Origin of the sequence: Castellaniella sp. (assembly GCF_041675725.1) — a bacterium.
GTDB lineage: Bacteria > Pseudomonadota > Gammaproteobacteria > Burkholderiales > Burkholderiaceae_B > Castellaniella.
The window spans coordinates 1-22,491 of record NZ_JBAYTI010000033.1; the positions used below are offsets into that span (position 1 = coordinate 1).

Sequence of the window (22,491 nt, forward strand, 5' to 3'; positions counted from 1 at the left end):
GCACGAAGATCGACAGGGTCAGCCAGGGGAGTGTTGAAGACGCCATTTCGCTAGCCATCAGTGAACCATCAAGACGAAGAATGTGAGAAACACCATGATGCCCAGGATCATGGCGAAGGCGTAGTGATAGATGTAGCCCGATTGCAGAAGGCGTCCGGCGGCAGCGGTCATGCCCACCAGGCGGGCGCTGCCATTGACGATCAGGCCGTCGATCAGGCCCCGGTCACCCCCCTGCCACAGGCCGCGGCCCAGGCCCGTGGTAACCGGCACGATCACGTGCATGTTGAACCAGTCGAAGTACAGCTTGTGATCGAGCAGCCTGTAGATCGGCGCGAACGTGCGCGCCAGGGCGGCCGGCACCTGCGGGTTGATGAGCCAGCAGTACCACGAGACGACGAAGCCCGCGATCAGCAGCACGAATGGCATGCTGACGATGCCGTGCAGGCCATACGCCACCCAGCCGTGCCAGCGGGCGGCCAGATCGGCCATGGCGGGGTGCTCGGGCAGCACGGTGATGGCACCCTGGAAGAAATCGCCGAACAGCAGCGGCTGCACGAACCAGATCCCGGCCACGATGGACATGAAGGCCAGCAGCATGAGCGGCACCGTCACCACCCACGGGGATTCTTTGGGGAGGCCGTGATGATGCGCCATCTCGGCGATTGCCGCCGCCTTGGCCTCGCCACGCAGGACGTCGAAGTCTTCTTCGTGCACCAGGGCGCTGGGGCCTTTTTGGGTGTCGAAGCGCTCCTTGCCGTGGAATACCAGGAAATAGAGGCGGAATGAATACAGCGAGGTCACGAACAAGCCGACGTACACCGCCCAATGGGCAATGCCTGCGCCCCAGACGTTGGCGGCTTCGGTTACCTCGACAATGGGTTCTTTGGAATAGAAGCCTGAAAAGAAGGGGAAGCCCACCAGCGCCAGGGTCCCGATGAGCGTGGTGATCCAGGTGATGGGCATGTACTTGCGCAAGCCCCCCATATGGCGCATGTCCTGACCGTGATGCATGCCGATGATCACCGAGCCGGCCGTCAGGAACAGCAGCGCCTTGAAGAACGCGTGCGTCATCAGGTGGAAGATGGCCACCGAATAGGCCGAAGCCCCCAGCGCCACCGCCATGTAGCCCAGCTGGGACAGGGTAGAGTACGCCACCACGCGCTTGATGTCGTTTTGCACCACGGCAATCAGGCCCAGGAACAGCGCGCCGAACGCCCCCACCAGCATGATGAACGAAAGCACCGCAGGCGCGTGCTCGAAGAGCGGCGAAAACCGGGCCACCATGAAGATGCCGGCCGTCACCATGGTGGCGGCGTGGATCAGCGCCGAGATCGGCGTGGGGCCTTCCATCGAGTCGGGCAGCCACACGTGCAGCGGCGCCAGGGCCGACTTGCCCATGGCCCCCACGAACAGCGCCAGGCACGCCACGGTGAGCAGGTGCCAGTCTGTGCCGGGGAAATTCAGGCCGGCCAGCCGGTCGGCCTGGGCGAACACGGCTTCATAGTGCAGGCTGCCGGTATTGGCGTACAACAGGGCGATGCCCAGCACGAAGCCGAAATCGCCCACCCGGTTGACCATGAAGGCCTTGAGGTTGGCGAACACCGCGGTGGGCCGGCCATAATAAAAGCCGATCAGCAGGTACGACACCAGGCCCACCGCCTCCCAGCCGAAGAAGAGCTGCATCATGTTGTTGGCCATGACCAGCATCAGCATCGAAAAGGTGAACAGCGAAATATACGAAAAAAAGCGGATGTAGCCGCGATCGTCGCTCATGTAGCCGATGGTGTAGATGTGCACCATGAGCGAGACGAACGTCACCACCACCATCATCAGCGCGGTGAGGGTATCGACCAGGAAGCCCACCTCGAACTTGAAAGGCCCGATCCAGGACCAAATGTAGATGGTTTCATCGAAGACCGACCCATCCAGCGTCTGCTGCAGCGCCAGCAAGGACCCCACCAGAGAGACGCCCACGCCGATACAGGCCAGCCAGTGCGCGCCCTTGCGGGTGATCCACGAGCCCATGAAACCCGTACCGAACAGCCCCACCAGCACCGCCGTGAAGAGCGGCGCCAGGGCAATCAGCAGATAAAGACTTTTTGCATCCATGGTAGGCTTATCCCTTGAGGTGGTCGAGCTTCTCGACATTGAGGGTGCTGAGATTGCGGAACAGCAGCACCATGATGGCCAGGCCGATGGCGGCTTCGGCCGCCGCCACCGTCAGCACGAAAAACACGAAGATCTGCCCGGCGGGATCCCCCGACCAGATCGAAAACGCCACGAAATTCATGTTGGCTGCCAACAGGATCAGCTCGATCGACATGAGCAGCACGATCAGGTTGCGCCGGTTGAGAAAGAAGCCGAACACGCCCATGGCGAACAGGATGGCGCCGACGATCAGGTAATGGCTCAGTCCAAGGGTCATTTTTCGGCTCCTTCGGCAGGGGTGGCAGGGGTTTCGACCTGGGCCTTCATGGGAACCAGGCGCACCCGGTCGGCCGGACGCACGCGAACCTGCTGGCTGGGCACGGTGCGCTTGTAGTCGGGCCGCTTGCGCAGCGTGAGCGCGATGGCCGCGATCATGCCCACCAGCAGGACCAGCCCGCCCACCTGGACGGCATAGGCGAAATCGGTGTACATGACGGCACCCAGCGCCAGGGTATTGTCGTAGTCCTCGGCCACGGCCACCGGAGCCCCGACATCCCCCCAGGCGCGCACCAGCACCACGGCCATCTCGACGATCATGATGCCGCCGATGGTCAACCCGAGCGGCAGATAGACCTTCATGCCCTGCTTGAGCCCTTCGGCCTTCATGTCGAGCATCATGACGACGAACAGGAACAGCACCAGCACGGCGCCCACGTAGACGATCATGAGGATGAGCGCGAGGAATTCGGCCTGGATGAGCATCCACATCATCGACGCCGTAAAGAAGGCCAGGATCAGGTGCAGCACCCCGGTCACGGGCTTGGTCGCCGTGATCACCCGAAACGCCGCGACCACCAGCACCAGGGCCAGCAGATAGAACAAGGCAAGATCAAAACTCATGGTTGCGGTTTCCCGATATCAACGATAGGGGGCATCGGCGGCGCGCCGAGCCGCGATTTCGGCTTCGTACTGGTCACCCACGGCCAGCAGCATGTCTTTGGTGAAATACAGATCGCCGCGTTTTTCACCGTGGTATTCGTGCAGGTGCGTCTCGACGATCGCATCCGTGGGACAGGCCTCTTCGCAGAACCCACAGAAAATGCATTTGGTGAGATCGATGTCGTAGCGCGTGGTGCGCCGGGTGCCGTCTTCGCGCTGATACGACTCGATGGTGATGGCCAGGGCCGGGCAGACGGCCTCGCACAGCTTGCAGGCAATGCAGCGCTCTTCGCCGTTGGCGTAGCGGCGCTGCGCATGCAGGCCGCGGAAGCGCGGCGAGGCGGGGGTTTTTTCCACCGGGTAATACAGCGTGATCTTGCGCTTGAAAAAATACTTGCCCGTCAGCCGCATGCCTTCGAACATTTCTTTCAACATCAGGCTGCCGAAGAAATCCTTGATTGCTTCCATGGTGTACCCCCTACTGCCAGATATTCCAGGGCGTCTGCATCCAGATCGCCACCAGCACCAGCCATACCCCCGTCAGGGGGATGAAGACCTTCCAGCCCAGACGCATGATCTGGTCGTAGCGGTAGCGCGGGAAGGTGGCGCGAAACCAGATGAACATGGACACGACGACGAAAGTCTTGAGCCCCAGCCAGATCCAGCCCGGCACCCAGGTGAATGGCGCGACGTCGAGCGGCGGCAGCCAGCCCCCCAGGAACATGATGGACGCCATGGCCGAGAGCAGGATCATGTTGGCGTATTCGCCCAGGAAGAACAGGGCGAAGCCCATGCCGGAATATTCGACCATATGGCCGGCCACGATCTCGGACTCGCCCTCGACCACGTCGAAGGGATGGCGGTTGGTTTCGGCGACCGACGAGACCACGTATATGATGAACAGCGGCAGAAGCGGCAGCCAGTTCCAGGACAGGAAATTGAGCCCCATGTTGGCAAACAGGCCCTGATCCTGGCCGACCACGATGCCCGACAGGTTGAGGGTGCCCGACACGAGCAGCACGGTGACCAGAATGAAGCCAATGCCCAGTTCGTAGGACAGCATCTGGGCCGATGCGCGCAGCGCCCCCAGCAGGGCGTATTTTGAGTTGGACGCCCAGCCCGCCATGATCACGCCGTAGACCTCGATCGACGTGATGGCCATGATGAACAACAGACCGGCATTGATGTTCGCCAGCACGACATCCGGGCCAAAGGGGATCACCGCCCAGGCCGCCAGGGCCGGCATCAGCGTGACGATGGGCGCCAGCACGTAGAGCACGGGGCTCGCGTGCGTGGGTACGATCAGCTCTTTGGTGAGCAGCTTGAAGACGTCGGCGAATGGCTGCAGAAGGCCCCGGTAGCCCACCCGGTTGGGCCCCAGGCGCACGTGCATGGCGCCAATCATCTTGCGTTCCCAGTAGGTCAGGTAGGCGACACACAGGATGATGGGCACGGCAATGACGACGATCTTGACCAGGGTCCAGACCACCAGCCAGGGGGTATCGCCGATCAGGCCCGTACCCCAGTCATTCAACACGTTCAACCAGTCCATCAGCAACGCTCCACCCGGACAGCGCCCGGGCCCTGGCCCAGCGCAGCAGTTTGTTCGAAAGCCGCGGCGATGCGCAGCGCCTGATCCGCCACGGCGTCATCCAGTGCGGCCTGCAGCTGGATCGCACCATGTTCGGACGAAACCCGCACGAGATCGCCTTCGGCCAGCCCCAGTGCCTGCAAGGTAGCGGCATTGGCGCAGGCCTGAGGCGGGGCCGAATTGACGTGCTCCTGTAGAGGCTGCGACCGGCGCACCAGCGCGTCGGTCCGGTAGATGGGAATTTCGGCCACCCGTTCGAGGCCCTGGCCCGCCGCCTGGGACGCCGCAGCCAGGCGGATCTCGTTGGACAGCCGGCCATCCACCCCCCCCTGCATGACGCTGTCGCGCACGGATTCGGAGGTGTCGTCATCGAAGCCATCGAGCTCGAGCAGGTTGCCCAGTACGCGCAGCACCTTCCAGGCCGGACGGGTATCGCCGACGGGCGCGGCCACGCCCTTGAAGCTTTGCACCCGCCCTTCGGCATTGACAAAACTGCCGGACGTTTCCGTAAAGGGCGCAATGGGCAGCATGACATCTGCCCAGTCTTCGGCCGCCGAGCGAAATGGCGTCAGCGCCACCGCCATCGCCGAGCCCTGCAGCGCGCGCACGGCGCGCTCGCCCAGATCACTGTCCATGCGGGGTTCGGCATGCAGTACCAGATACGCCTTGAGCGGCTCGCCGCCGAGCATGGCGCGGGCATCCAGCCCGCCATTTTGCGGTACGGCGCCGGCCAGATAGCCCCCCACGGTGTTGCCGCCCGGCGTGAGGAACCCAAAGCGGCCACCGGCCAGCTGCGCGATCGCCTGGGCATTGGCCGCCAATTGAGCGACCTGGTCATCCGCCACGGCCCCATTGCCCATGAACACGGCCACGTTTTCACCCGTGGCCAGGCTATGCGCGATGGCTTGCGCCGCCTCGCCGGGTTGCACGGCGTCGAGCCCGGCGGGCACCGGCTGCTGCTTGAGCCCGGCCAGCGCCACGGCGATTTCAGCCAGCGCCTGCACCCAACCCGACGGCTTGACGGTGATACGCGCGGCCACAGGCACCAGCGGATCGACCGCGACCGCGTCGACCAGGCTGAGCTGCATGCCTTTTTTGGCGGCCTGGCGCAGGCGCTGCGCCATGAGCGGGTGATCCTTGCGCAGGAAACTGCCCACCACCAGCGTACGGTCCAGCGTGTGGAGATCGGCAATCGGCATGCCCAGCCACGGTGCGCCACTGCGCACGGCATCGAGCGCCGCACCGGCCCCGCGCAGCCGGAAATCGATATGCTCGGAGCCCAGTGCGCGCGTCAGCCGCGCCAGCAGCGCGAGCTCTTCGAGCGTGGCCGTATCGGTGGCCAGGGCACCGATCTGGGCGCTGTTGCCGTCATCGCGCACCTGCTTCAGGCCCGCCACCACCGACTGCAGGGCATCCTGCCAGGACGCCTCGTGCCACTGCCCGTCGCAGCCGCGCACCATGGGGTGCTGCAGACGGTCTTCGCCATACAGGCCGGCGTAGGAAAAGCGGTCTTTGTCGCTGATCCAGCATTCGTTGACCGGCTCGTTCTCGAAGGGCACCACGCGCAGCACACGATCCATCTTGGTCTGTACCACCAGGTTGGCCCCGACGCTGTCGTGGGGGCTGATCGAACGCCGCCGCGCGAGTTCCCAGGTGCGCGCGCCCATCATGAACGGCTTGGACAGCAAGGCCCCGACTGGGCAGACATCGATCATGTTGCCGGAGAGTTCGGACTCGACCGCCTCGCCCACGAACGTGGTGATTTCGGCGAACTCGCCCCGGTTGAGCATGCCGATTTCCATGATGCCGCCGATTTCCTCGCCCACGCGGATGCAGCGCGTGCAGTGGATGCAGCGCTGCATTTGCTCGGCGGAAATCAGCGGACCCATGGGCTTGTGAAAGACCACGCGCTTGCCTTCTTTGTAGCGCGAGGCCGATTCGCCATAGCCCATGGCCAGGTCCTGCAGCTGACATTCGCCACCCTGGTCGCAGACCGGGCAATCGAGCGGATGGTTGATGAGCAGGAATTCCATCACCGCGCGCTGCGCATCGATGGCCTTGGGCGAGCGCGTATACACCACCATGCCGTTGGTCACGGGCGTGGCGCACGCCGGCAGCGCCTTCGGGGCTTTCTCGACCTCGACCAGACACATGCGACAGTTGGCCGCAATGCTGAGCTTCTTGTGATAGCAGAAGTGCGGGATGTACAGACCGGCCTCGTGGGCAGCCTGGATGACCATGCTGCCTTCTTCGGCTTCGATCTTCAGCCCGTCGATGGTGATTTCTACCATGGGGTGTCCTGACCTACAGATACTTGGGGACCACACAATCCTTGTGGTCGACGTGGTGGACGAATTCGTCGCGGAAATGCTTGATGAAGCTGCGCACCGGCATGGCCGCGGCATCGGCCAGGGCACAAATGGTGCGACCCATCATGTTGTGAGCAACGGAATCCAGGGTCTCGATGTCTTCCAGGGTACCCTGACCGTTCTCCATGCGCTTCATCATGCGATACAGCCAGCCCGTGCCTTCGCGACACGGCGTGCACTGGCCACAGGATTCTTCGAAATAGAAATACGACAGGCGCATCAGCGACTTCACCATGCAGCGGGTGTCGTCGAGCACGATGACGGCGCCCGAGCCCAGCATGGAGCCGGCCTTGGCGATCGAGTCGTAGTCCATGTTCGTCTGCATCATGATGTCGGCCGGCAGCACCGGCGAAGACGAGCCGCCCGGGATCACCGCCTTGAGCCGGCGCCCGCCCTTTACCCCGCCCGCGAGTTCGAGCAGCTTGGCAAATGGCGTGCCCAGGGGGATTTCGTAGTTGCCCGGCAGTTCGACGTCCCCTGACACGGAGAAGATCTTCGAGCCACCGGCCTTCTCGATGCCGGACTCGTGGTAGGCCTGCGCCCCCATGTTGATCACCCAGGGGACGGACGCAAAGGTTTCGGTGTTGTTGATCGTCGTGGGCTTGCCATATACCCCATAGCTGGCCGGAAACGGCGGCTTGAAGCGCGGCATGCCTTTCTTGCCTTCGAGCGATTCGAGCAGCGCGGTTTCTTCGCCACAGATGTAGGCCCCGAAGCCATGGTGCGCGTGCAGTTCGAAATCGAACCCGGAACCGAGGATGTCCCGGCCCAGGAACCCCGCCTCGCGGGCTTCGGCCAGCGCCTGTTCGAAGCGTTCGTAGATGCGGAAGATCTCGCCGTGGATATAGTTGTAGCCGACCGAGGCCCCCATGGCGTAGCCGCCGATGATCATGCCCTCGATCACCGAGTGCGGGTTGTAGCGCAGGATGTCGCGATCCTTGAACGTACCCGGCTCGCCCTCGTCGGAGTTGCACACCACGTATTTCTGCCCCGGGATGTTGCGCGGCATGAACGACCACTTCAGCCCGGTCGGGAAGCCCGCCCCGCCCCGCCCGCGCAGGCTGGAGGCCTTGAGTTCGGCGATCACGTCGTCGGGCTTCATCTCGGCCAGCACCTTCTTGAGCGCCTGATAGCCGCCGCGCGCCATGTAGCCCTGGATACCCCAATTGTGGCCATCCAGCCCCGCCAGGATCTGTGGCTGCAGGTGACGCCCGTGAAAGATCATGCTGCGGGCGGCATCCCCCCCCAGATCGGGATCGAGCGCACCGGCAGCGAATTTTTCCAGTACAGCCTGCGCAGTCATGCGGACTCCTTCAGTTCGGCGATCAGGGCATCGATTCTTTCGGGTGTCATGCGACAACACATGTGTTTGTCGTTGGCGATGACGACCGGGGCATCGCCGCAAGCCCCCATGCATTCGCCCTCGAGCAGGGTGAACAGGCCATCGGGCGTGGTTTCGTGGAAATCCACGCCCAGCGTCTGCTTGAGATGCTCGGCCGCGCGGGTGCTGCCCTGCAGGGCGCACGGCAGATTGGTGCAGATGGTCAGGGTGAACCGGCCCACCGGCTGGGTCTGGTACATGGTGTAGAAGCTGGCGACTTCCTGTACGCGAATGGGCGGCATGTCCAGGTACTGGGCGACGTCGCGGATGACGTCCGGCGAGATCCAGCCTTTTTCTTCTTGCGCGATGGCCAGCGCGGCCATCACCACGGACTGCTTCTGGTCGGGTGGGTATTTGATGGTTTCCCGGTCGATGGCCTGGTAAGCCTGTTCGGATAGCAATTTTGACATCTTGATCATCCTGCCACTTAGCGGTCGATCTCGCCAAAGACGATGTCTTGGGTCCCGATGATGGTGACCACGTCGGAGATCATGTGCCCCCGCGACATTTCTTCGAGTGAGTGCAGATGGGCAAAGCCCGGCGCGCGGATCTTCATGCGATAGGGCTTGTTGGCCCCATCGGAAATCAGGTAGATGCCGAACTCGCCCTTGGGATGTTCGACGGCGGCATAGACTTCGCCTTCGGGTACGTGCATGCCTTCGGTGAACAGCTTGAAGTGATGGATCATGTCTTCCATCCCTTCTTTCATGCGGGCCCGCTTGGGGGGCGCCACCTTATGGTTGCTGACGATGACCGGCCCCGGATTGTCGCGCAGCCACGCGATGCACTGGCGAATAATGCGGTTAGATTCGCGCATCTCGGCGATGCGGCACAGGTAGCGGTCGTAGCAGTCGCCGTTGACGCCCACGGGAATGTCGAAATCCATTTGGTCGTAGACGGCATAGGGCTGCGTCTTGCGCAGGTCCCATTCGATGCCCGAACCGCGCAGCATGGGGCCCGTAAAGCCCAGGGCCAGCGCCCGTTCGGGCGAGACCACGCCGATGTCGACCAGGCGCTGCTTCCAGATGCGGTTCTCGGTCAGCAGGATTTCGTATTCGTCTATGCACGTGGGGAAGCGCTCGGTGAAGGCCTCGATGAAATCCAGCAACGAACCGGAGCGGTCGGCGTTCATGGCCTTGAGTTCTTTGTCGGACCGGTATTTGCTGCCCTTGTATTGCGGCATGCTGTCGGGGAGATCGCGATACACCCCGCCCGGCCGATAATAGGCCGCGTGCATGCGGGCCCCCGAGACGGCCTCGTAGCAGTCCATGAGATCTTCGCGCTCGCGAAAAGCGTACAGGAACACGGCCATGGCGCCCACGTCGAGCGCGTGCGAGCCCAGGGACATAAGGTGGTTGAGGACGCGCGTGATTTCGTCGAACATCACGCGGATGTACTGCGCCCGCACCGGAATTTCGATGCCCAGGAGTTTTTCGACCGCCATGCAATAGGCGTGCTCGTTGCACATCATGGAGACGTAGTCGAGCCGGTCCATGTAGGGCAGGGTCTGCAGGAAGGTGCGGTTTTCGGCCAGTTTTTCGGTGGCCCGGTGCAACAGGCCGATGTGCGGATCGGCGCGCTGCACGACTTCGCCATCGAGCTCGAGCACCAGGCGCAGCACCCCATGCGCGGCCGGATGCTGCGGACCGAAGTTCAGGTTGTAGTTCTGGATCTCTGCCATGTCAGTACCGTTCTATGCCGTAATGATCCTCGCGCACCACACGCGGGGTGATCTCGCGTGGCTCGATGGTGACGGGCTGATAGACCACGCGCTTTTGCTGGGCGTCGTAGCGCATCTCGACGTGCCCCGAGATGGGAAAATCCTTGCGAAAAGGATGGCCGATGAAACCGTAATCGGTCAGGATGCGGCGCAGATCGGGGTGGCCTTCGAAGACGATGCCAAAAAGATCGAAGGCCTCGCGCTCGTACCAGTTGACCGATGGCCAGAGATCGACCAGCGACGCCACCATGGGGAATTCGTCGTCCGTGGTGTAGGTGCGCACGCGCAGGCGCCAGTTGTGCGTCACGGACAACAAGTGCACGACCACGGCAAAGCGATGCGGGTGCGGTGCGTGATCGGGCCCGTAGGTGGGTGCCTTCCAGCCTGAATAATCGACCCCGCACAGGTCGATGAGGGTTTCGAAGCGCAGTTCGGCGTGATCGCGCAGGATGCGGCCGACGTCGGCCCAACGATCGGGGGCCAGCTGCAGGGTCAGTTCGCCACGGGATTCGACCAGATCGATCGTATCGCCCAGCACCGCAAGCAGGTGGGTCTTGAGAGTCTCTAAACGTGTCATGGAAAGCGTCTGGCTGGAGCCACGCCTAGCGGGCAATGGTGTTGGTGAGGCGGATCTTGTTCTGCATCTGCAGCAGGCCATAGACCAGGGCTTCGGCCGTAGGCGGGCAGCCTGGCACGTAGACGTCGACCGGCACGATGCGATCGCAGCCGCGCACCACCGAATAGGAGTAGTGGTAGTACCCGCCCCCGTTGGCGCAGGACCCCATGGACACCACCCAGCGGGGTTCGGGCATTTGGTCGTAGACCTTGCGCAGGGCCGGCGCCATCTTGTTGCACAGGGTGCCGGCCACGATCATGAGATCGGACTGGCGCGGACTGGGGCGGAAGATGATGCCGAACTGGTCGAGATCGTACCGGGCCGCCCCGGCATGCATCATTTCGACCGCGCAGCAGGCCAGGCCGAACGTCATGGGCCACAGCGACCCGGTCTTGGCCCAATTGAGGAATTTGTCGGCGCTGGTGGTGACAAAACCCTTGTTCATGACGCCTTCAGCAGACATGCGTACCCCCTGTTATTCCCAATCGAGCGCGCCACGGCGCCACTCGTAGATGAAGCCCACGGTGAGGATCGCCAGAAAAATGGCGACCGCCCAGAAGCCGACCATGCCCACCACCCCGTTGGCCATGGCCCACGGGAACAGGAAGGCGATTTCGAGATCGAACATGATGAACAGGATGGCCACCAGGTAATAGCGGATATCGAACTGCATGCGCGAATCGCCGAAGGCCTCGAAGCCGCATTCGTACACGGACAGTTTTTCGGCGTCGGGCTTGTTGGGCCCCAGGAAACGCCCTGCCAGCATCAGCGCCACGCCGATCAGCGTGGCCACGATGATGAAAAGCAGCACGGGAAAGTACTGATCAAGGTTCATGCCAGACCTCAGGTCCATCCAATCAAACTATCGGATTGTAGCATTCAGGCACGGCCTGGTGCCGTCTGGAGCCTGCTCTGAAACAATCTGGTGAATGCAAATCAGACGCATTTGTTATGGCGCTGTTGAAACGCTGTATCCCGGACACCCTGGGGGCCGCCCCCTGGCCGCCCCCTTTTTTGAAGCCATAAAAAAACCACCCCGAAAGGTGGTTTGATGCCGAGGCAAGCCCCGGCGGGTTCTGGCCAGCCCGGCACCCGGCCGGGCTGTATCCTGCGTGGCGTGCCACGCAATGGATCAGAACGCGTGGGTCAGGCCCAGGCCGGCTTCCGTACCCTTCAGGTCGCGGACGTAGCCCAGGTTGGTACCGTAGGAACCATAGGCGTAGACCGTGGTCCGCTTGGACAGCGGGTACCTGTAGTTGATCTGGTAGGTATTGATGTTACCCGCATACCGACCCCAGGCATCGCTGTCGTCCAGGTTGGAGTTGGAGTGCGACCAGCCGGCGTACAGGGAGCCACCGCCCACCGGAGCGCTCAGGCCGACGGCGTAGTTGTTGGCCTTGAAGCTGTGATCGCCGGGCTCGAGCACGCTGTTGACGTTGGGCAGATCAGGCGCGATCGTCAGGTTGAAAATGGCGGGAACCTTGGGATCCCAGCCCAGCTTGCCATGACGGTCTTGACCGAAGGCCAGCATCAGCTTGATGACTTCGAAGTCATACGCACCGCTGATGACCCAGTTGGTGATGGCATCGCGATCGCCATTGCTTTGGCGGTCGTAGCTCAGGCCGATACCGATGGGGCCGTTGTTGTAGCCCAGGCCGACGGACACGCGGTTGCCGCGATTGGCGTAGTCTTCCCAATCACCGCCAACGCCCTTGTAACGGCCGACCGTATCGCCGCCCGTGCCAGTGCCAGTGCCGTACATGAGGATGGCGTTGAAGCCGGACAGGTTGGGGGTGGCATACCTGAAGGAGTTGTCGACACGGTCTGCACTCGCGACGCCCACACCGCCAAATACGGTTTCGTTATCGCCCATGCTCATGCCGTTGGGACCCCGATACACGCCAAAGGCGCTGCCGGCGGAGTACTGGCGGCCAATAGTGAAGGTACCCCAGTCATCGCTGGACAGACCCAGGAACGACTGACGGTGCCACTGACGATCGGAGTGGAATTCACCGCTACCAAGATTGAAGCCTTGTTCAAGGGTGAAGATGGCGCGCAGGCCGTCACCCAGGTCTTCGGAACCACGCAGCCCCCAGCGGTTGCCGGCGTTGACGTCACCGCGCACACCGGACTTCGTCTGACGCATTTCACCGGCGCCATCGGGGCCGTTGTACTTGAAATTCTGATAGCCATAGCCGCTATCGACAACACCGTACAGCGTCACGGACGTTTCTGCCTGGGCGACACCGGCGGTGGCGAAGCCAGCCAGCAGAGCAGCAGCGAGCAGAGTCTTTTTCATGTAAGAAATCTCCGTAGATTTGTGTGAATCAGAGCAGGCCAACATCGTGCTGCTGCTCTTCCAACTCCGCAATGGGAAGTTGGATCTATTGCACCAAAAAACCGCGGGCAAAGCCATCCAGACGTGCATGGCGGGCTCAGTTAGACCCCAAAACGTTGCACAAGAACAACACTCGACCTCCGCTGAGTACAATCAGTGCCTGTTTTTTTCCGGCCCAGCCTATCGGGGTGCTGTCCTTATGTCCGTCATCGTGCTGATTCTGCCCGATTTTCTTTTGATTGCTCTGGGCTGGCTGTTGCTGCACGCCCTGGGCTATGGGCGCGAGTTTTTCAATGGCGCAGAAAAGCTCGTGTATTTCGTGCTGTTTCCTGCCCTGCTGTTTCAGTCTATCACCCGCACGCCACTGGATCTCGGCAGCACCACCGTGCTGCTGGCCTGCACCATGGGCGTCATGGGCGGCGGGATCGCACTGGCGTGGCTGAGCCGCTGGGTCATGCGCCCGGACCCCGCAGCCCATGCGTCGGTGGCGCAATGCGCCTTTCGTTTCAACACCTACCTGGCTTTATCGCTGGCCGGCGGGCTGAATCTGCCGGGTGCGCAGGCCACCATGGCGGTGATCGTCGGGTTTGCAGTACCCATCAGCAACATTGGCGCCGTGCATGCGCTGGCCACGCGCCACGGCGGCCAGGCCCTGAGCCAGATCGTACGCAACCCCTTTATATTGGCGACGATCGCGGCACTGGCCTGCAATTTCCTGCAAATTCCCATTCCGCACGTGCTGGACGTGGCCCTGGGGCGCCTGGGCGTCTGCGCACTGGCCATCGGCCTGCTGTGTGTCGGCGCAACCTTGTCGATCGAGGGCGGACGCGCGCATGGGCCGCTCATGGCCTGGATGGTACTGGCAAAACTCGTGCTGCTGCCCCTATGGGCGTGCCTGCTCACGTGGATTCTGCCACTGGCGCCCAACGAACGGCTGGTGCTGCTGCTCTTTAGCGCCCTGCCGACGGCTTCGTCGGCACACGTACTGGCCGCACGCATGGGCGGCAACGGGCGGCTGGTCGCGGCCACCATGTCGATCGGTACGCTGATGTCCGCCCTGACGCTGCCGATCTGGTTGAAGGTGTGGAGCTGAAAGGACCTGATGCCAATTCAGCGAACTTGGCAACCGATCCCAAGATCCCAACAAGATCCCAACCAGCAACTTAAGCCGGGCGCACCATGGACAATGCAAGATCAGCCATCATGTCGGCCACACCTTCGGCTGACAACGAACCCGTAGGTCGATACCAATTGAAAATCCAGGTGCACATGCCCGTGATGGCTTGCGTGACGATCGACACCGATGGCACCTGGAAAGCGCCTGAAGCCTGCCCTTCGCGAAGTAGCCTGGCAATGGCATCATTAAAACGTCGACGATCGAGCGACAGCTTTTTGGCGGCCTTCTCCGGCAAGTGCTTTTCTTCGCGAAAATATACCGCCAGGTATTTATGCCCCTTGGTGATCTCCAGGGCCAGTTGGCGTACCAGCTCGTGCAGGCGCTGTTCGACTGGACCCTCGGTATCGGCACTGGTCTCCGCAATGCCCGCCACGATTGCTGTCGTACGGCCGCAGACTTCGGCAAGGATGTCGGCTTTCGACTTGAAATGGTAGTAGATAAACGGTTTGGTGACGCCGAGGCGATCCGCAATCTGATCGATGCGCGCACCGTTATAGCCATTCTCATAGAAGAGATCAGAGGCAACATCAAGAATGCGCTGCTTGCGCAAATTGTGAACGTCTTCGCGGATACTGATGGTTTTGGTCATGGAGGCTATGGCGATTACTGGACAGGGTACCCTGACCCAACATGGATCAGGAGAACCATTCGCCAGACTGGACATGCTTCAGATAGTAACCGACGAAGACTATTCTCCGATGGTCTGGGCCAGAGGGTTCCAGCCAGTGCGAGCAACCCGACTCTCGAGGGGACGACCCAATACAGTTTCGCATTCTTTGGAAGTGGCTATCAATAGGTCGTGATCAAGCCCCGTCGCAATGCCGCAGCTTTCGAACAGGCCCACGAGATCTTCAGTACAGGTGTTGCCAGTATATCCGCCACCATATTCGAGCCCATGCGGGTGCCCACCCACACCGCCGATTGCGCTGTCGAAATGACGAACCCCCACCTCATACGCTGCCATGCAATTAACCAGTGCGGTTGCTCTGGAGTCGTGGAAATGCGCAATGGCGATCACCTCCGGCAATTCGGCCAACAGTGCCGAGAACAGAGCTCGGACGGCTTTCGGCGAGGCCATTCCGGTGGTATCACCCAGCGTTATGTGGCGAACGCCGAGTGCATACAGAGTCCGGGCATCCTCCAGGACCCGCTGCACCGGCACAGCCCCTTCGAAAGGACAGCCAAAGGCTACCGAGATCGTGCCGATCACCCGAAAATGGCCTTGAGCCAGCACCATCATCTCGCGCACGTTATCCCACTGCTGAGCCCGACTGCGCTTGAGGTTCTTCCTGGAGTGGGAATCGCTGGCCGATATCAGGATACTGATCTCATTGGGCCCACAGCCACGACGAAGGTCTTCCAGAGCACGCAGTACGGCCCGAGGATTGGGGCATGTGGCTTTGTAGTACACACCCGGGGCGCGATGAATGAGCCGCAACACTTCACTGGCATCGGCAAACTGCTTGATGACCGTGGGATTGGCATATGACGTGGCTTCTATACGATGAAAGCCAATGCGGGAGAAACGGTCGATCAGGCTGACCTTGGTGGCCACGTCCAGAATGCCAGGTTCATGTTGCAGGCCATCCCGGCAAAAGCATTCACAAATGACCACGCTATCGTCCGAAAGATGTGTCACGATGATGCATCTCCACTGGACCGTGTATTCACCCCCTGCTCACGACTAAAGCTGCGCATCATGATATTGGTGTCCAGGCCACACTGCAAAGCCTCGGCCAGCGTGGCATCCGCGCAGCGATAAAACAGGCGCTTGGTGGCCGCCATGGCGGGCGCCGAGAACTCAGCCCAGCGCTCTGCCAATGCCATGGCAGCCTGAAGACAGGCATCCGGATGCAGGACCACCTGGTTCGCCAGCCCCCAGGCATGCAACTCGCCCCCGCTCAGGATACGTCCGGTTGAAACCAGCTCGAACGCCTGCTTACGCCCCAGCTGGCGCGTCAGATTCCCCATCACGATCGCGGGACAAATACCGTGACGCAGCTCAGGATAGCCAAAACGCGTCGTCTCAGCCGCGACCAGCAGGTCACAGGCGAGCGCCAAACCCGCCCCACCGCCAAGCGCATTGCCATGGACAGCGGCCACCACGGGCTGTGGCAGCAGGTTGAAGACTTCATGCAGAGCGGTTGTCTGGGCAGCCCGGTGGGCAGCGCGCTCACGCCCCTCTTCAAACCCTTTGAACTCGCTCGTGTCCGCTCCGGCGCAAAATGATGGACCGATGCCGTGAAGCACGATGGCCCTGCAACGGGCAGACTCGCGTGCCTCCCGCAATGTTTCCAGCAGAGCAAGTGTCAGCGACGTATCCAGGGCATTATGCTTGTCGGGACGATTCATCCCCAGGATCCAGACCCCTGCCTGCTCCTGTTTGATCAAAGAATTCATATTGCCTTCCAGATTATTCAATGGTGGACGAAGATTCGGCATGCTGCCGGCTCAGAACGACCAGCGCGTCTCCCGCAGATACACGCTCTCCAGCCGTCACAGGAACCTGGCTCACTACCGCATCGAAGGGCGCAATATGCTGATGTTCCATTTTCATGGCTTCGGTCGTGAGCAGCAACTGACCCTGCGCCACCAGCATCCCAGCCTCCAGAAACACGGAGGTCACCTTGCAACTTGTAGTCGCGCGCAAAATGCCGTCCAACTCATTCTCTGTGGCCGCAACTGCCGACGCCCCATAGCTGCGATCGATCAGACACACATCACGACCTTGCCACTGTATGTAATGGCGCTGATCATCCTGCAGATAGCGAACGCTGCACTCGCAACCATCCAGCAGGAGACGCACCTGTGGCCCCTGCACGGACAGCACAGACATCTCGTATACCTGACTGGCCACCTCGACCCTGCACTTGCCATTGCGGTCCCAGCAGACCTGTACATCGTGCAGCAAAGCATTGCGACTATCCTCGAGCAACAGCCGCACAGCAAGCCGTCTGGGCAGACGTGATCCCTCGAACTGACCACCATGACAAATCAGCTGGCCAGCCATGGCGCAGAACAGCGCATCATCCTCAGCACTATCGGACAAATCTTCTCTGCAGACCTCGAGAAACGACGTGCCAGTTCCTCCCTGAATCCACATCGGGTGGGCCAAACAGCGCCGCAGAAACGTCAAGTTGGTTGGAACTCCGAAGGCCGTGGTGCCGCCCAAAGCTGTGTGCAATCTGCGACGTGCCGATTCGCGCTCACGTCCATATCCAATCACCTTGGCAAACATCGAATCATAGAAGGGCTGGACCTCGCCCCCAGAGACCATCGCTGTTTCGACACGAACGAGTTCAGGGGCTTGCCAGAAAGCCATTCGGCCACTCTGTGGGGCGTGGTCTTTGTCCGTGTCCTCTGCGCACAAACGAACTTCGATGGCATGTCCTTCGAAGCACACATCTTCTTGCGCCAAAGACAGAGGCTCCCCGGCGGCCACTCGCAATTGCTGTTCGACCAGATCGAGCCCGGTGATTTCTTCTGTGACACAATGCTCCACTTGCAGACGGGTATTCATCTCCATGAAATAAAAGGAACCGTCAGCATCCAGCAGAAATTCCAGCGTACCAACCCCCTCATAACCAATGGACTGTGCGGCGCGCACAGCAATGACTCCCATGGCCTCCCGCAGCCCGGCATCCAGACCAGGGGCCGGCGCCTCTTCAATGATTTTCTGATGGCGTCGCTGAGTCGAGCAATCCCGCTCACCCAGATGGATGACCTGCCCATATCGATCAGCCAAAACCTGAATCTCGATATGGCGCGGGTTCGAGAGCGCCTTTTCGAGCAAGACGCGGTCATCCCCAAAAGATGCCAAGGCTTCGGAACGTGCAGCAGCCAATGCCAGAGCGAAGTCATCTGCTTCATTGACCACTCGCATGCCACGCCCACCCCCGCCAGCGGCTGCCTTGATCATGATGGGAAATCCGATTTTGCAGGCTTCTGACAGAAGCACATCGACCCCCGCAGATGGATCCTCATAACCGGGCACACAAGGCACCCCTGCTGCCCTCATGAGCGCCTTGGCGCGTGCCTTGTCGCCCATCGCTTCAATGACCGCCGCAGAAGGGCCGATGAATACCAGGTCGGCCTGCGCGCAGGCCCGCGCAAATGCAGCATTTTCCGCGAGGAAACCATAACCCGGATGAACCGCGTCCGCCCCGCTCAGCAGGGCCGCCTCGATGATGCGCCCGATGTTCAGGTATGACTCGGCCGGTTCAGACTGCCCGACACAAATTGCTTCATCCGCCAACAGCACGTGCTGCGCACCGGCGTCGGCCACAGAATGGATCGCCACAGCCGCATACCCCATACGGCGTGCCGTCCGCATGACACGCAAGGCGATTTCGGCACGGTTGGCCACCAATATTTTCTTGAAAGGAGTGCTGCTTGACATGGGCTTTTACCGACATGAATAAAAGGGATGGCGATTCACGGATGTGGCACGGCAAATGAGAGCGGTCGCAACGTCCGGGATCGTTCTTCCCGGCAGATCCTGAGCGCCATAGCCAACACGACGCGTGTATCTCGAGGGTCGATCACACCATCATCGAGCAAACGGGCGCTGGTGGCCAAGACGTCTGTCTGTCTCTGGAAGTTAACAAGGATTTCCTGCCGGAACGCTGCCAGCCGATCTTCATCCACCGGCTTGCCCTTGCGCCTGCTGGCTGCGCGCGTCACCATTTCCATCGTATCGGCAGCCTGCTCGGCACCCATGACGGCACAGCGCGCATTTGGCCATGAAAAGCAGAATCGAGGCGCGAACGCTCGGCCACACATGGCGTAATGGCCAGCCCCAAACGATGCACCGCAAAACAGCGTGATCTGGGGCACGCTGGCGCTGGCAACTGCCTGTATCATCATGGCTCCGAGCTTGATACTGCCGGCCTGTTCATAGTCCCGACCCACCATGAATCCAGTGGTGTTGTTAAGGTAGATCAATGGCGTCCCAGACTGGCAGCATGCCTGGATGAAATGGGTTGCTTTTGCCGCGCCATGAGGATCGATAGGCCCATTATTGGTGATCAACCCGACTTTCATGCCTTCGATGGCAGCATGACCACAGACCGTGTCTGACCCATAATGCAGGCCGAACTCATCGAAGTCCGAGTCATCCACGACGCGGGCAATCACTTCGCGCATGTCCAGGGCCTGCTTACCGTCCTCGGGCATGATGCCCAATAGGTCTTCCGCACCATAACGAGGCGGTCTGAATGCAAGCGCCTGGGGATCCGGCGGCAGCCAGTTGAGGGACGATATGATCCGGCGAGCAATCCCCAACGCATCACGGTCATCCCGAGCCAGATAATCCCCCAAACCCGAAATTGAGCAATGCATGCGCGCACCGCCAAGCTCCTCGTCGGTGGATTCTTCACCAGTTGCTGCCTTCAGCAAGGCTGGACCTGCCAAATAGGCTCGTGCCTGCCCTTCCACCATCACAATGTAGTCGGACAGCCCGATCTGGTACGCACCACCGGCCGTTGCTGCTCCATGGGCCACGGTCACTACGGGAATGCCTGCTGCCGAGAGCCTCGCTAGATTGCGATACTTGCGCCCTCCGATGACGAAATTCTCTACTTTGTAACGGGCTAAATTGCCCCCGCCGCTTTCGATCAATTGCACGAACGGAAGCTTGTTCTCGAGAGCAATCTCCTGTGCGCGCAGCAATTTCTCGAGCCCCATCGGCTGAAATGCACCTGCCTCGATCCCGGAATCGGAGGCCACCACCATGCATCGCACATCTGCAATGTGACCAATGCCCGCAATCAGACCGCCCCCTGCAATCTGGCGGCCTTCTCTGTCCTTGGGCCTGAACCCATAGCCCGCGAGCGAAGCCAGCTCTAAAAAATCCGAATCCCTATCCAACAGCACCCCAAGGCGCTCTCGGGGCAACAATTGGCCCCGCGATTCAAAGCGCGCGCGCGAGCTCTCGGAAGCAGCGCAAGTATCGGCCTCAACTTGCTGCACGCGCTCAAGCCAATGCAGCATGGCCTGTGTGTTGCGGACAAACTCATCCGAGTCACGCCGGATATGCGACTTCAGTACCGTCATATTTCTGTCTCTAGGGGGCCTGTCCCGGATCGGGACAGGCAAAGCGGTCAAGGGGCTGGGCGCAACATCACGAGCACACCAGAATGCCCACGCTGTATCACCTCTTCGTGCTGATTGATCAGTTCGAACTGCCGATTGATGATCCCGGTCTTGCCACCGGAAGTTAGGCGCTTGTCGGTAATCGTGATGCGTACGTGAATCGTGTCATTGATGTAGATGGGTTTGAGGAATTTCCAGTCATCCAGTCCTAGCATGGCCAATGCACTACCCTCGAAGATCCCGATGCGGGACATCAGCCCCATACACCAGGCAACGCCGAGCAGCCCGTGTCCCAGCCGCTGGCCAAAGCGAGTGTTCGCCGCAAAGACTGCATCGGTATGGATTGGATTCACATCACCTGTCCAGGCCGAAAACGCCGCCACATCGGCTTCCGTGACGGTCTTGCCAGGCGTGATGAAAGTCTGGCCTTCCTCAAAGTCTTCAAAATACAGCACCATCGTGATCTCCTTGGTCGAAATGGTTGGATTGCTTTCATTTTTTTAGCTTGACGCCTGCCAGCTCACGATCCCACGTGTCGGGCGTCACCCCTTGATCGCGCAGAACATGCTTCAGCAACTTCTGGGTCGGTGTCTTCGGCAATGAGTCGACCACCCGCACATAGCGAGGAATCATGAAATATGCCAACCGATTCTGCAGAAAACGGATGAGATCCACTGGATCAAGTGTCTGTCCCGGCACGATGGCCACAATGCACATGACCTCATCCTCTGACAGTTCGGAAGGCACCGGGATCACGGCCACCTCGCGGACTGCCGGATACGCAGCAATTTCGGCCTCTACCTCGAATGATGAAATGTTCTCACCACGACGGCGAATCGCATCCTTCATGCGATCAACGAAGAAATAATACCCCCCCTCGTCCATGCGAAACGCATCCCCCGTGTGAAACCAGCCGTTGCGCCAAGCTCGGGCCGTTGCCTCAGGATTTTTGTAATAGCCACTGTTCATCGCCCATGGTGCGTCCGTGCGCACGATCATCTCGCCCACCGTCCCCAGTGGCACCTCGACATCGTTTTCATCGACCAGGCGCAGTTCCACGCCCTTGCGCGCTGAACCGCAAGTACCCTTGCGCTTGGGGTTGATCCCCGACACCAGTGGCGTGGAGATTTCCGTCATGTTGTACAGCGTATAAACATCCAGGTTGAAGCGCTGCGAAAAACTGGGCGCATCTTCAGACAGCGGCACCAGAATGACTTTTTTCAAGACATGCTGACGATCCATATCTGCCGGAGGACACTTCATAACGAATGTGGCCATCACGCCCAGCAGCAGGACCACCGTGGTTTGCGTTTCATCGATCACCGACCAGAACTGGTCGGTGGAAAACTGGGCCACGAGCGAAATCGACCCACCGCGCGACAGCATGCCCATGACTGGGATGGTGCCACCCACATGAAACAAGGGCAGATTGCACATGTAGCGATCATCATGTTCAAGCATGTAGAACCCTTCAGGGCCTGCCATGGCGTACAGATGTGCGTACGATGACAGCACGCCCTTGGATGGCCCGGTCGTGCCGGATGTGTAGATGATCGACTGAATGTCCCAAGGTTGCAGAGGCCGCTGTGGTGGTGGCGCCTCGTCGGTGGACTCAGTGACCACACTGGACGGCAGGAATTCGAGTGACGCAGGGTCGTCGGGCACATCTCCGAAACAGACCACTTTTCTGAGTCCGGCCGTATCCACGCCCCGCAATCGATCCAGCAAGGCCGAATCCGCTACCATCAGGCTTGCACCAGCATTGTCCAGCACATGCTCGAGCAAGTTGCCTCGATAGGCAGTATTGATGGGAACATAGACTGCTCCGAGCCAATTGATGGCAAACCAGGTAAGCAGGCAGTCCATCGAGTTCGACATCCAGACCACGACCCGATCATCCTGCTGCACACCCAGTCGGGCCAGACCCACCGCCCAGCGGGCAGTGAGATCGCGGACTGCCCGGTATGTATACTCTTCACGCGCCGACAGCTTGACAAAGACCTTGTCAGGCTGCGTCTGGATCCATTTTTCCAGCATGGGCCCCACGATGCACTGGTCTGGCCGTGGAATCCGCAAGTCAGCCTCGTCCATTGTTACCTCCTGATGAAAGTGACATAGG

General features: G+C 60.8%; 21 protein-coding genes. 1 reads left to right on the forward strand and 20 read right to left on the reverse strand.

The features are described 5' to 3' along the window. Positions 1-57: 57 nt before the first annotated feature. The 13 genes from nuoL to WCZ84_RS08330 form a co-directional block, all read right to left on the reverse strand. Entirely contained in the window at positions 58-2,109 is a 2,052-nt protein-coding gene (nuoL, locus tag WCZ84_RS08270; RefSeq protein ID WP_372685795.1) for an NADH-quinone oxidoreductase subunit L, read from the reverse strand. A 7-nt stretch (positions 2,110-2,116) separates the two neighbouring features. After that, the gene (gene nuoK / locus WCZ84_RS08275) at positions 2,117-2,425 is read right to left on the reverse strand and encodes an NADH-quinone oxidoreductase subunit NuoK (RefSeq protein ID WP_372685796.1); all 309 of its coding nucleotides are present in this window, start codon (positions 2,423-2,425) and stop codon (positions 2,117-2,119) included. Continuing rightward, the gene (locus WCZ84_RS08280) at positions 2,422-3,048 is read right to left on the reverse strand and encodes an NADH-quinone oxidoreductase subunit J (protein WP_372685797.1); all 627 of its coding nucleotides are present in this window, start codon (positions 3,046-3,048) and stop codon (positions 2,422-2,424) included. Before WCZ84_RS08280 ends, nuoK begins: the two co-directional genes overlap by 4 nt. 18 nt (positions 3,049-3,066) lie before the next feature. Next, positions 3,067-3,555, reverse strand: coding sequence for an NADH-quinone oxidoreductase subunit NuoI (gene nuoI / locus WCZ84_RS08285; RefSeq protein WP_372685798.1), 489 nt, complete (start codon positions 3,553-3,555; stop codon positions 3,067-3,069). Between the two features lie 10 nt (positions 3,556-3,565). Beyond that, entirely contained in the window at positions 3,566-4,639 is a 1,074-nt protein-coding gene (gene nuoH, locus WCZ84_RS08290; RefSeq protein ID WP_372685799.1) for an NADH-quinone oxidoreductase subunit NuoH, read from the reverse strand. Beyond that, the gene (nuoG, locus tag WCZ84_RS08295; protein ID WP_372685800.1) at positions 4,639-6,969 is read right to left on the reverse strand and encodes an NADH-quinone oxidoreductase subunit NuoG; all 2,331 of its coding nucleotides are present in this window, start codon (positions 6,967-6,969) and stop codon (positions 4,639-4,641) included. The genes nuoH and nuoG overlap by 1 nt, the downstream gene beginning before the upstream one ends. A 13-nt stretch (positions 6,970-6,982) precedes the next feature. After that, the gene (gene nuoF, locus WCZ84_RS08300) at positions 6,983-8,350 is read right to left on the reverse strand and encodes an NADH-quinone oxidoreductase subunit NuoF (protein ID WP_372685801.1); all 1,368 of its coding nucleotides are present in this window, start codon (positions 8,348-8,350) and stop codon (positions 6,983-6,985) included. Further along, on the reverse strand, positions 8,347-8,829 hold the full coding sequence (gene nuoE / locus WCZ84_RS08305) for an NADH-quinone oxidoreductase subunit NuoE (RefSeq protein ID WP_372685821.1): 483 nt from the start codon (positions 8,827-8,829) through the stop codon (positions 8,347-8,349). Before nuoE ends, nuoF begins: the two co-directional genes overlap by 4 nt. A 26-nt stretch (positions 8,830-8,855) precedes the next feature. Then, complete coding sequence (locus WCZ84_RS08310; RefSeq protein ID WP_372685802.1) at positions 8,856-10,109, reverse strand: NADH-quinone oxidoreductase subunit D; 1,254 nt, start codon at positions 10,107-10,109, stop codon at positions 8,856-8,858. A gap of 1 nt (position 10,110) precedes the next feature. After that, positions 10,111-10,725, reverse strand: a complete 615-nt coding sequence (locus tag WCZ84_RS08315; protein ID WP_372685803.1) for an NADH-quinone oxidoreductase subunit C — start codon at positions 10,723-10,725, stop codon at positions 10,111-10,113. A gap of 25 nt (positions 10,726-10,750) precedes the next feature. Continuing rightward, a complete protein-coding gene (locus tag WCZ84_RS08320; RefSeq protein ID WP_372685804.1) occupies positions 10,751-11,227 on the reverse strand; it encodes an NADH-quinone oxidoreductase subunit B family protein in 477 nt (158 codons plus the stop codon). 12 nt (positions 11,228-11,239) lie between these two features. Next, positions 11,240-11,599 (reverse strand): NADH-quinone oxidoreductase subunit A, encoded by a 360-nt coding sequence (locus tag WCZ84_RS08325; protein WP_372685805.1) that lies wholly within the window; start codon positions 11,597-11,599, stop codon positions 11,240-11,242. Positions 11,600-11,896: 297 nt separating this feature from the next. Then, entirely contained in the window at positions 11,897-13,063 is a 1,167-nt protein-coding gene (locus tag WCZ84_RS08330) for a porin (protein WP_372685806.1), read from the reverse strand. A gap of 238 nt (positions 13,064-13,301) precedes the next feature. Here WCZ84_RS08330 and WCZ84_RS08335 point away from each other — a divergent pair, with 238 nt between their 5' ends. Then, positions 13,302-14,195, forward strand: a complete 894-nt coding sequence (locus WCZ84_RS08335; RefSeq protein WP_372685807.1) for an AEC family transporter — start codon at positions 13,302-13,304, stop codon at positions 14,193-14,195. A 70-nt stretch (positions 14,196-14,265) separates the two neighbouring features. On the opposite strand, the gene WCZ84_RS08340 is transcribed toward WCZ84_RS08335, so the two are convergent. The 7 genes from WCZ84_RS08340 to WCZ84_RS08370 form a co-directional block, all read right to left on the reverse strand. Beyond that, positions 14,266-14,868 (reverse strand): TetR family transcriptional regulator, encoded by a 603-nt coding sequence (locus WCZ84_RS08340; RefSeq protein ID WP_372685808.1) that lies wholly within the window; start codon positions 14,866-14,868, stop codon positions 14,266-14,268. Positions 14,869-14,967: 99 nt separating this feature from the next. After that, complete coding sequence (locus WCZ84_RS08345; RefSeq protein WP_372685809.1) at positions 14,968-15,918, reverse strand: hydroxymethylglutaryl-CoA lyase; 951 nt, start codon at positions 15,916-15,918, stop codon at positions 14,968-14,970. Beyond that, positions 15,915-16,721, reverse strand: coding sequence for an enoyl-CoA hydratase/isomerase family protein (locus WCZ84_RS08350; RefSeq protein WP_372685810.1), 807 nt, complete (start codon positions 16,719-16,721; stop codon positions 15,915-15,917). Before WCZ84_RS08350 ends, WCZ84_RS08345 begins: the two co-directional genes overlap by 4 nt. Next, entirely contained in the window at positions 16,693-18,678 is a 1,986-nt protein-coding gene (locus WCZ84_RS08355; protein WP_372685811.1) for a biotin carboxylase N-terminal domain-containing protein, read from the reverse strand. Before WCZ84_RS08355 ends, WCZ84_RS08350 begins: the two co-directional genes overlap by 29 nt. Positions 18,679-18,713: 35 nt before the next feature. Further along, positions 18,714-20,333 carry an acyl-CoA carboxylase subunit beta gene (locus WCZ84_RS08360; RefSeq protein ID WP_372685812.1) on the reverse strand — a complete coding sequence of 540 codons (1,620 nt, stop codon included), beginning with the start codon at positions 20,331-20,333 and terminating at the stop codon, positions 18,714-18,716. A gap of 47 nt (positions 20,334-20,380) precedes the next feature. After that, positions 20,381-20,830: a MaoC/PaaZ C-terminal domain-containing protein gene (locus WCZ84_RS08365; RefSeq protein WP_372685813.1), complete on the reverse strand. Its 450-nt coding sequence runs from the start codon at positions 20,828-20,830 to the stop codon at positions 20,381-20,383. A 34-nt stretch (positions 20,831-20,864) separates the two neighbouring features. Next, on the reverse strand, positions 20,865-22,463 hold the full coding sequence (locus tag WCZ84_RS08370) for an AMP-binding protein (RefSeq protein WP_372685814.1): 1,599 nt from the start codon (positions 22,461-22,463) through the stop codon (positions 20,865-20,867). Between the last annotated feature and the right edge of the window lie 28 nt (positions 22,464-22,491).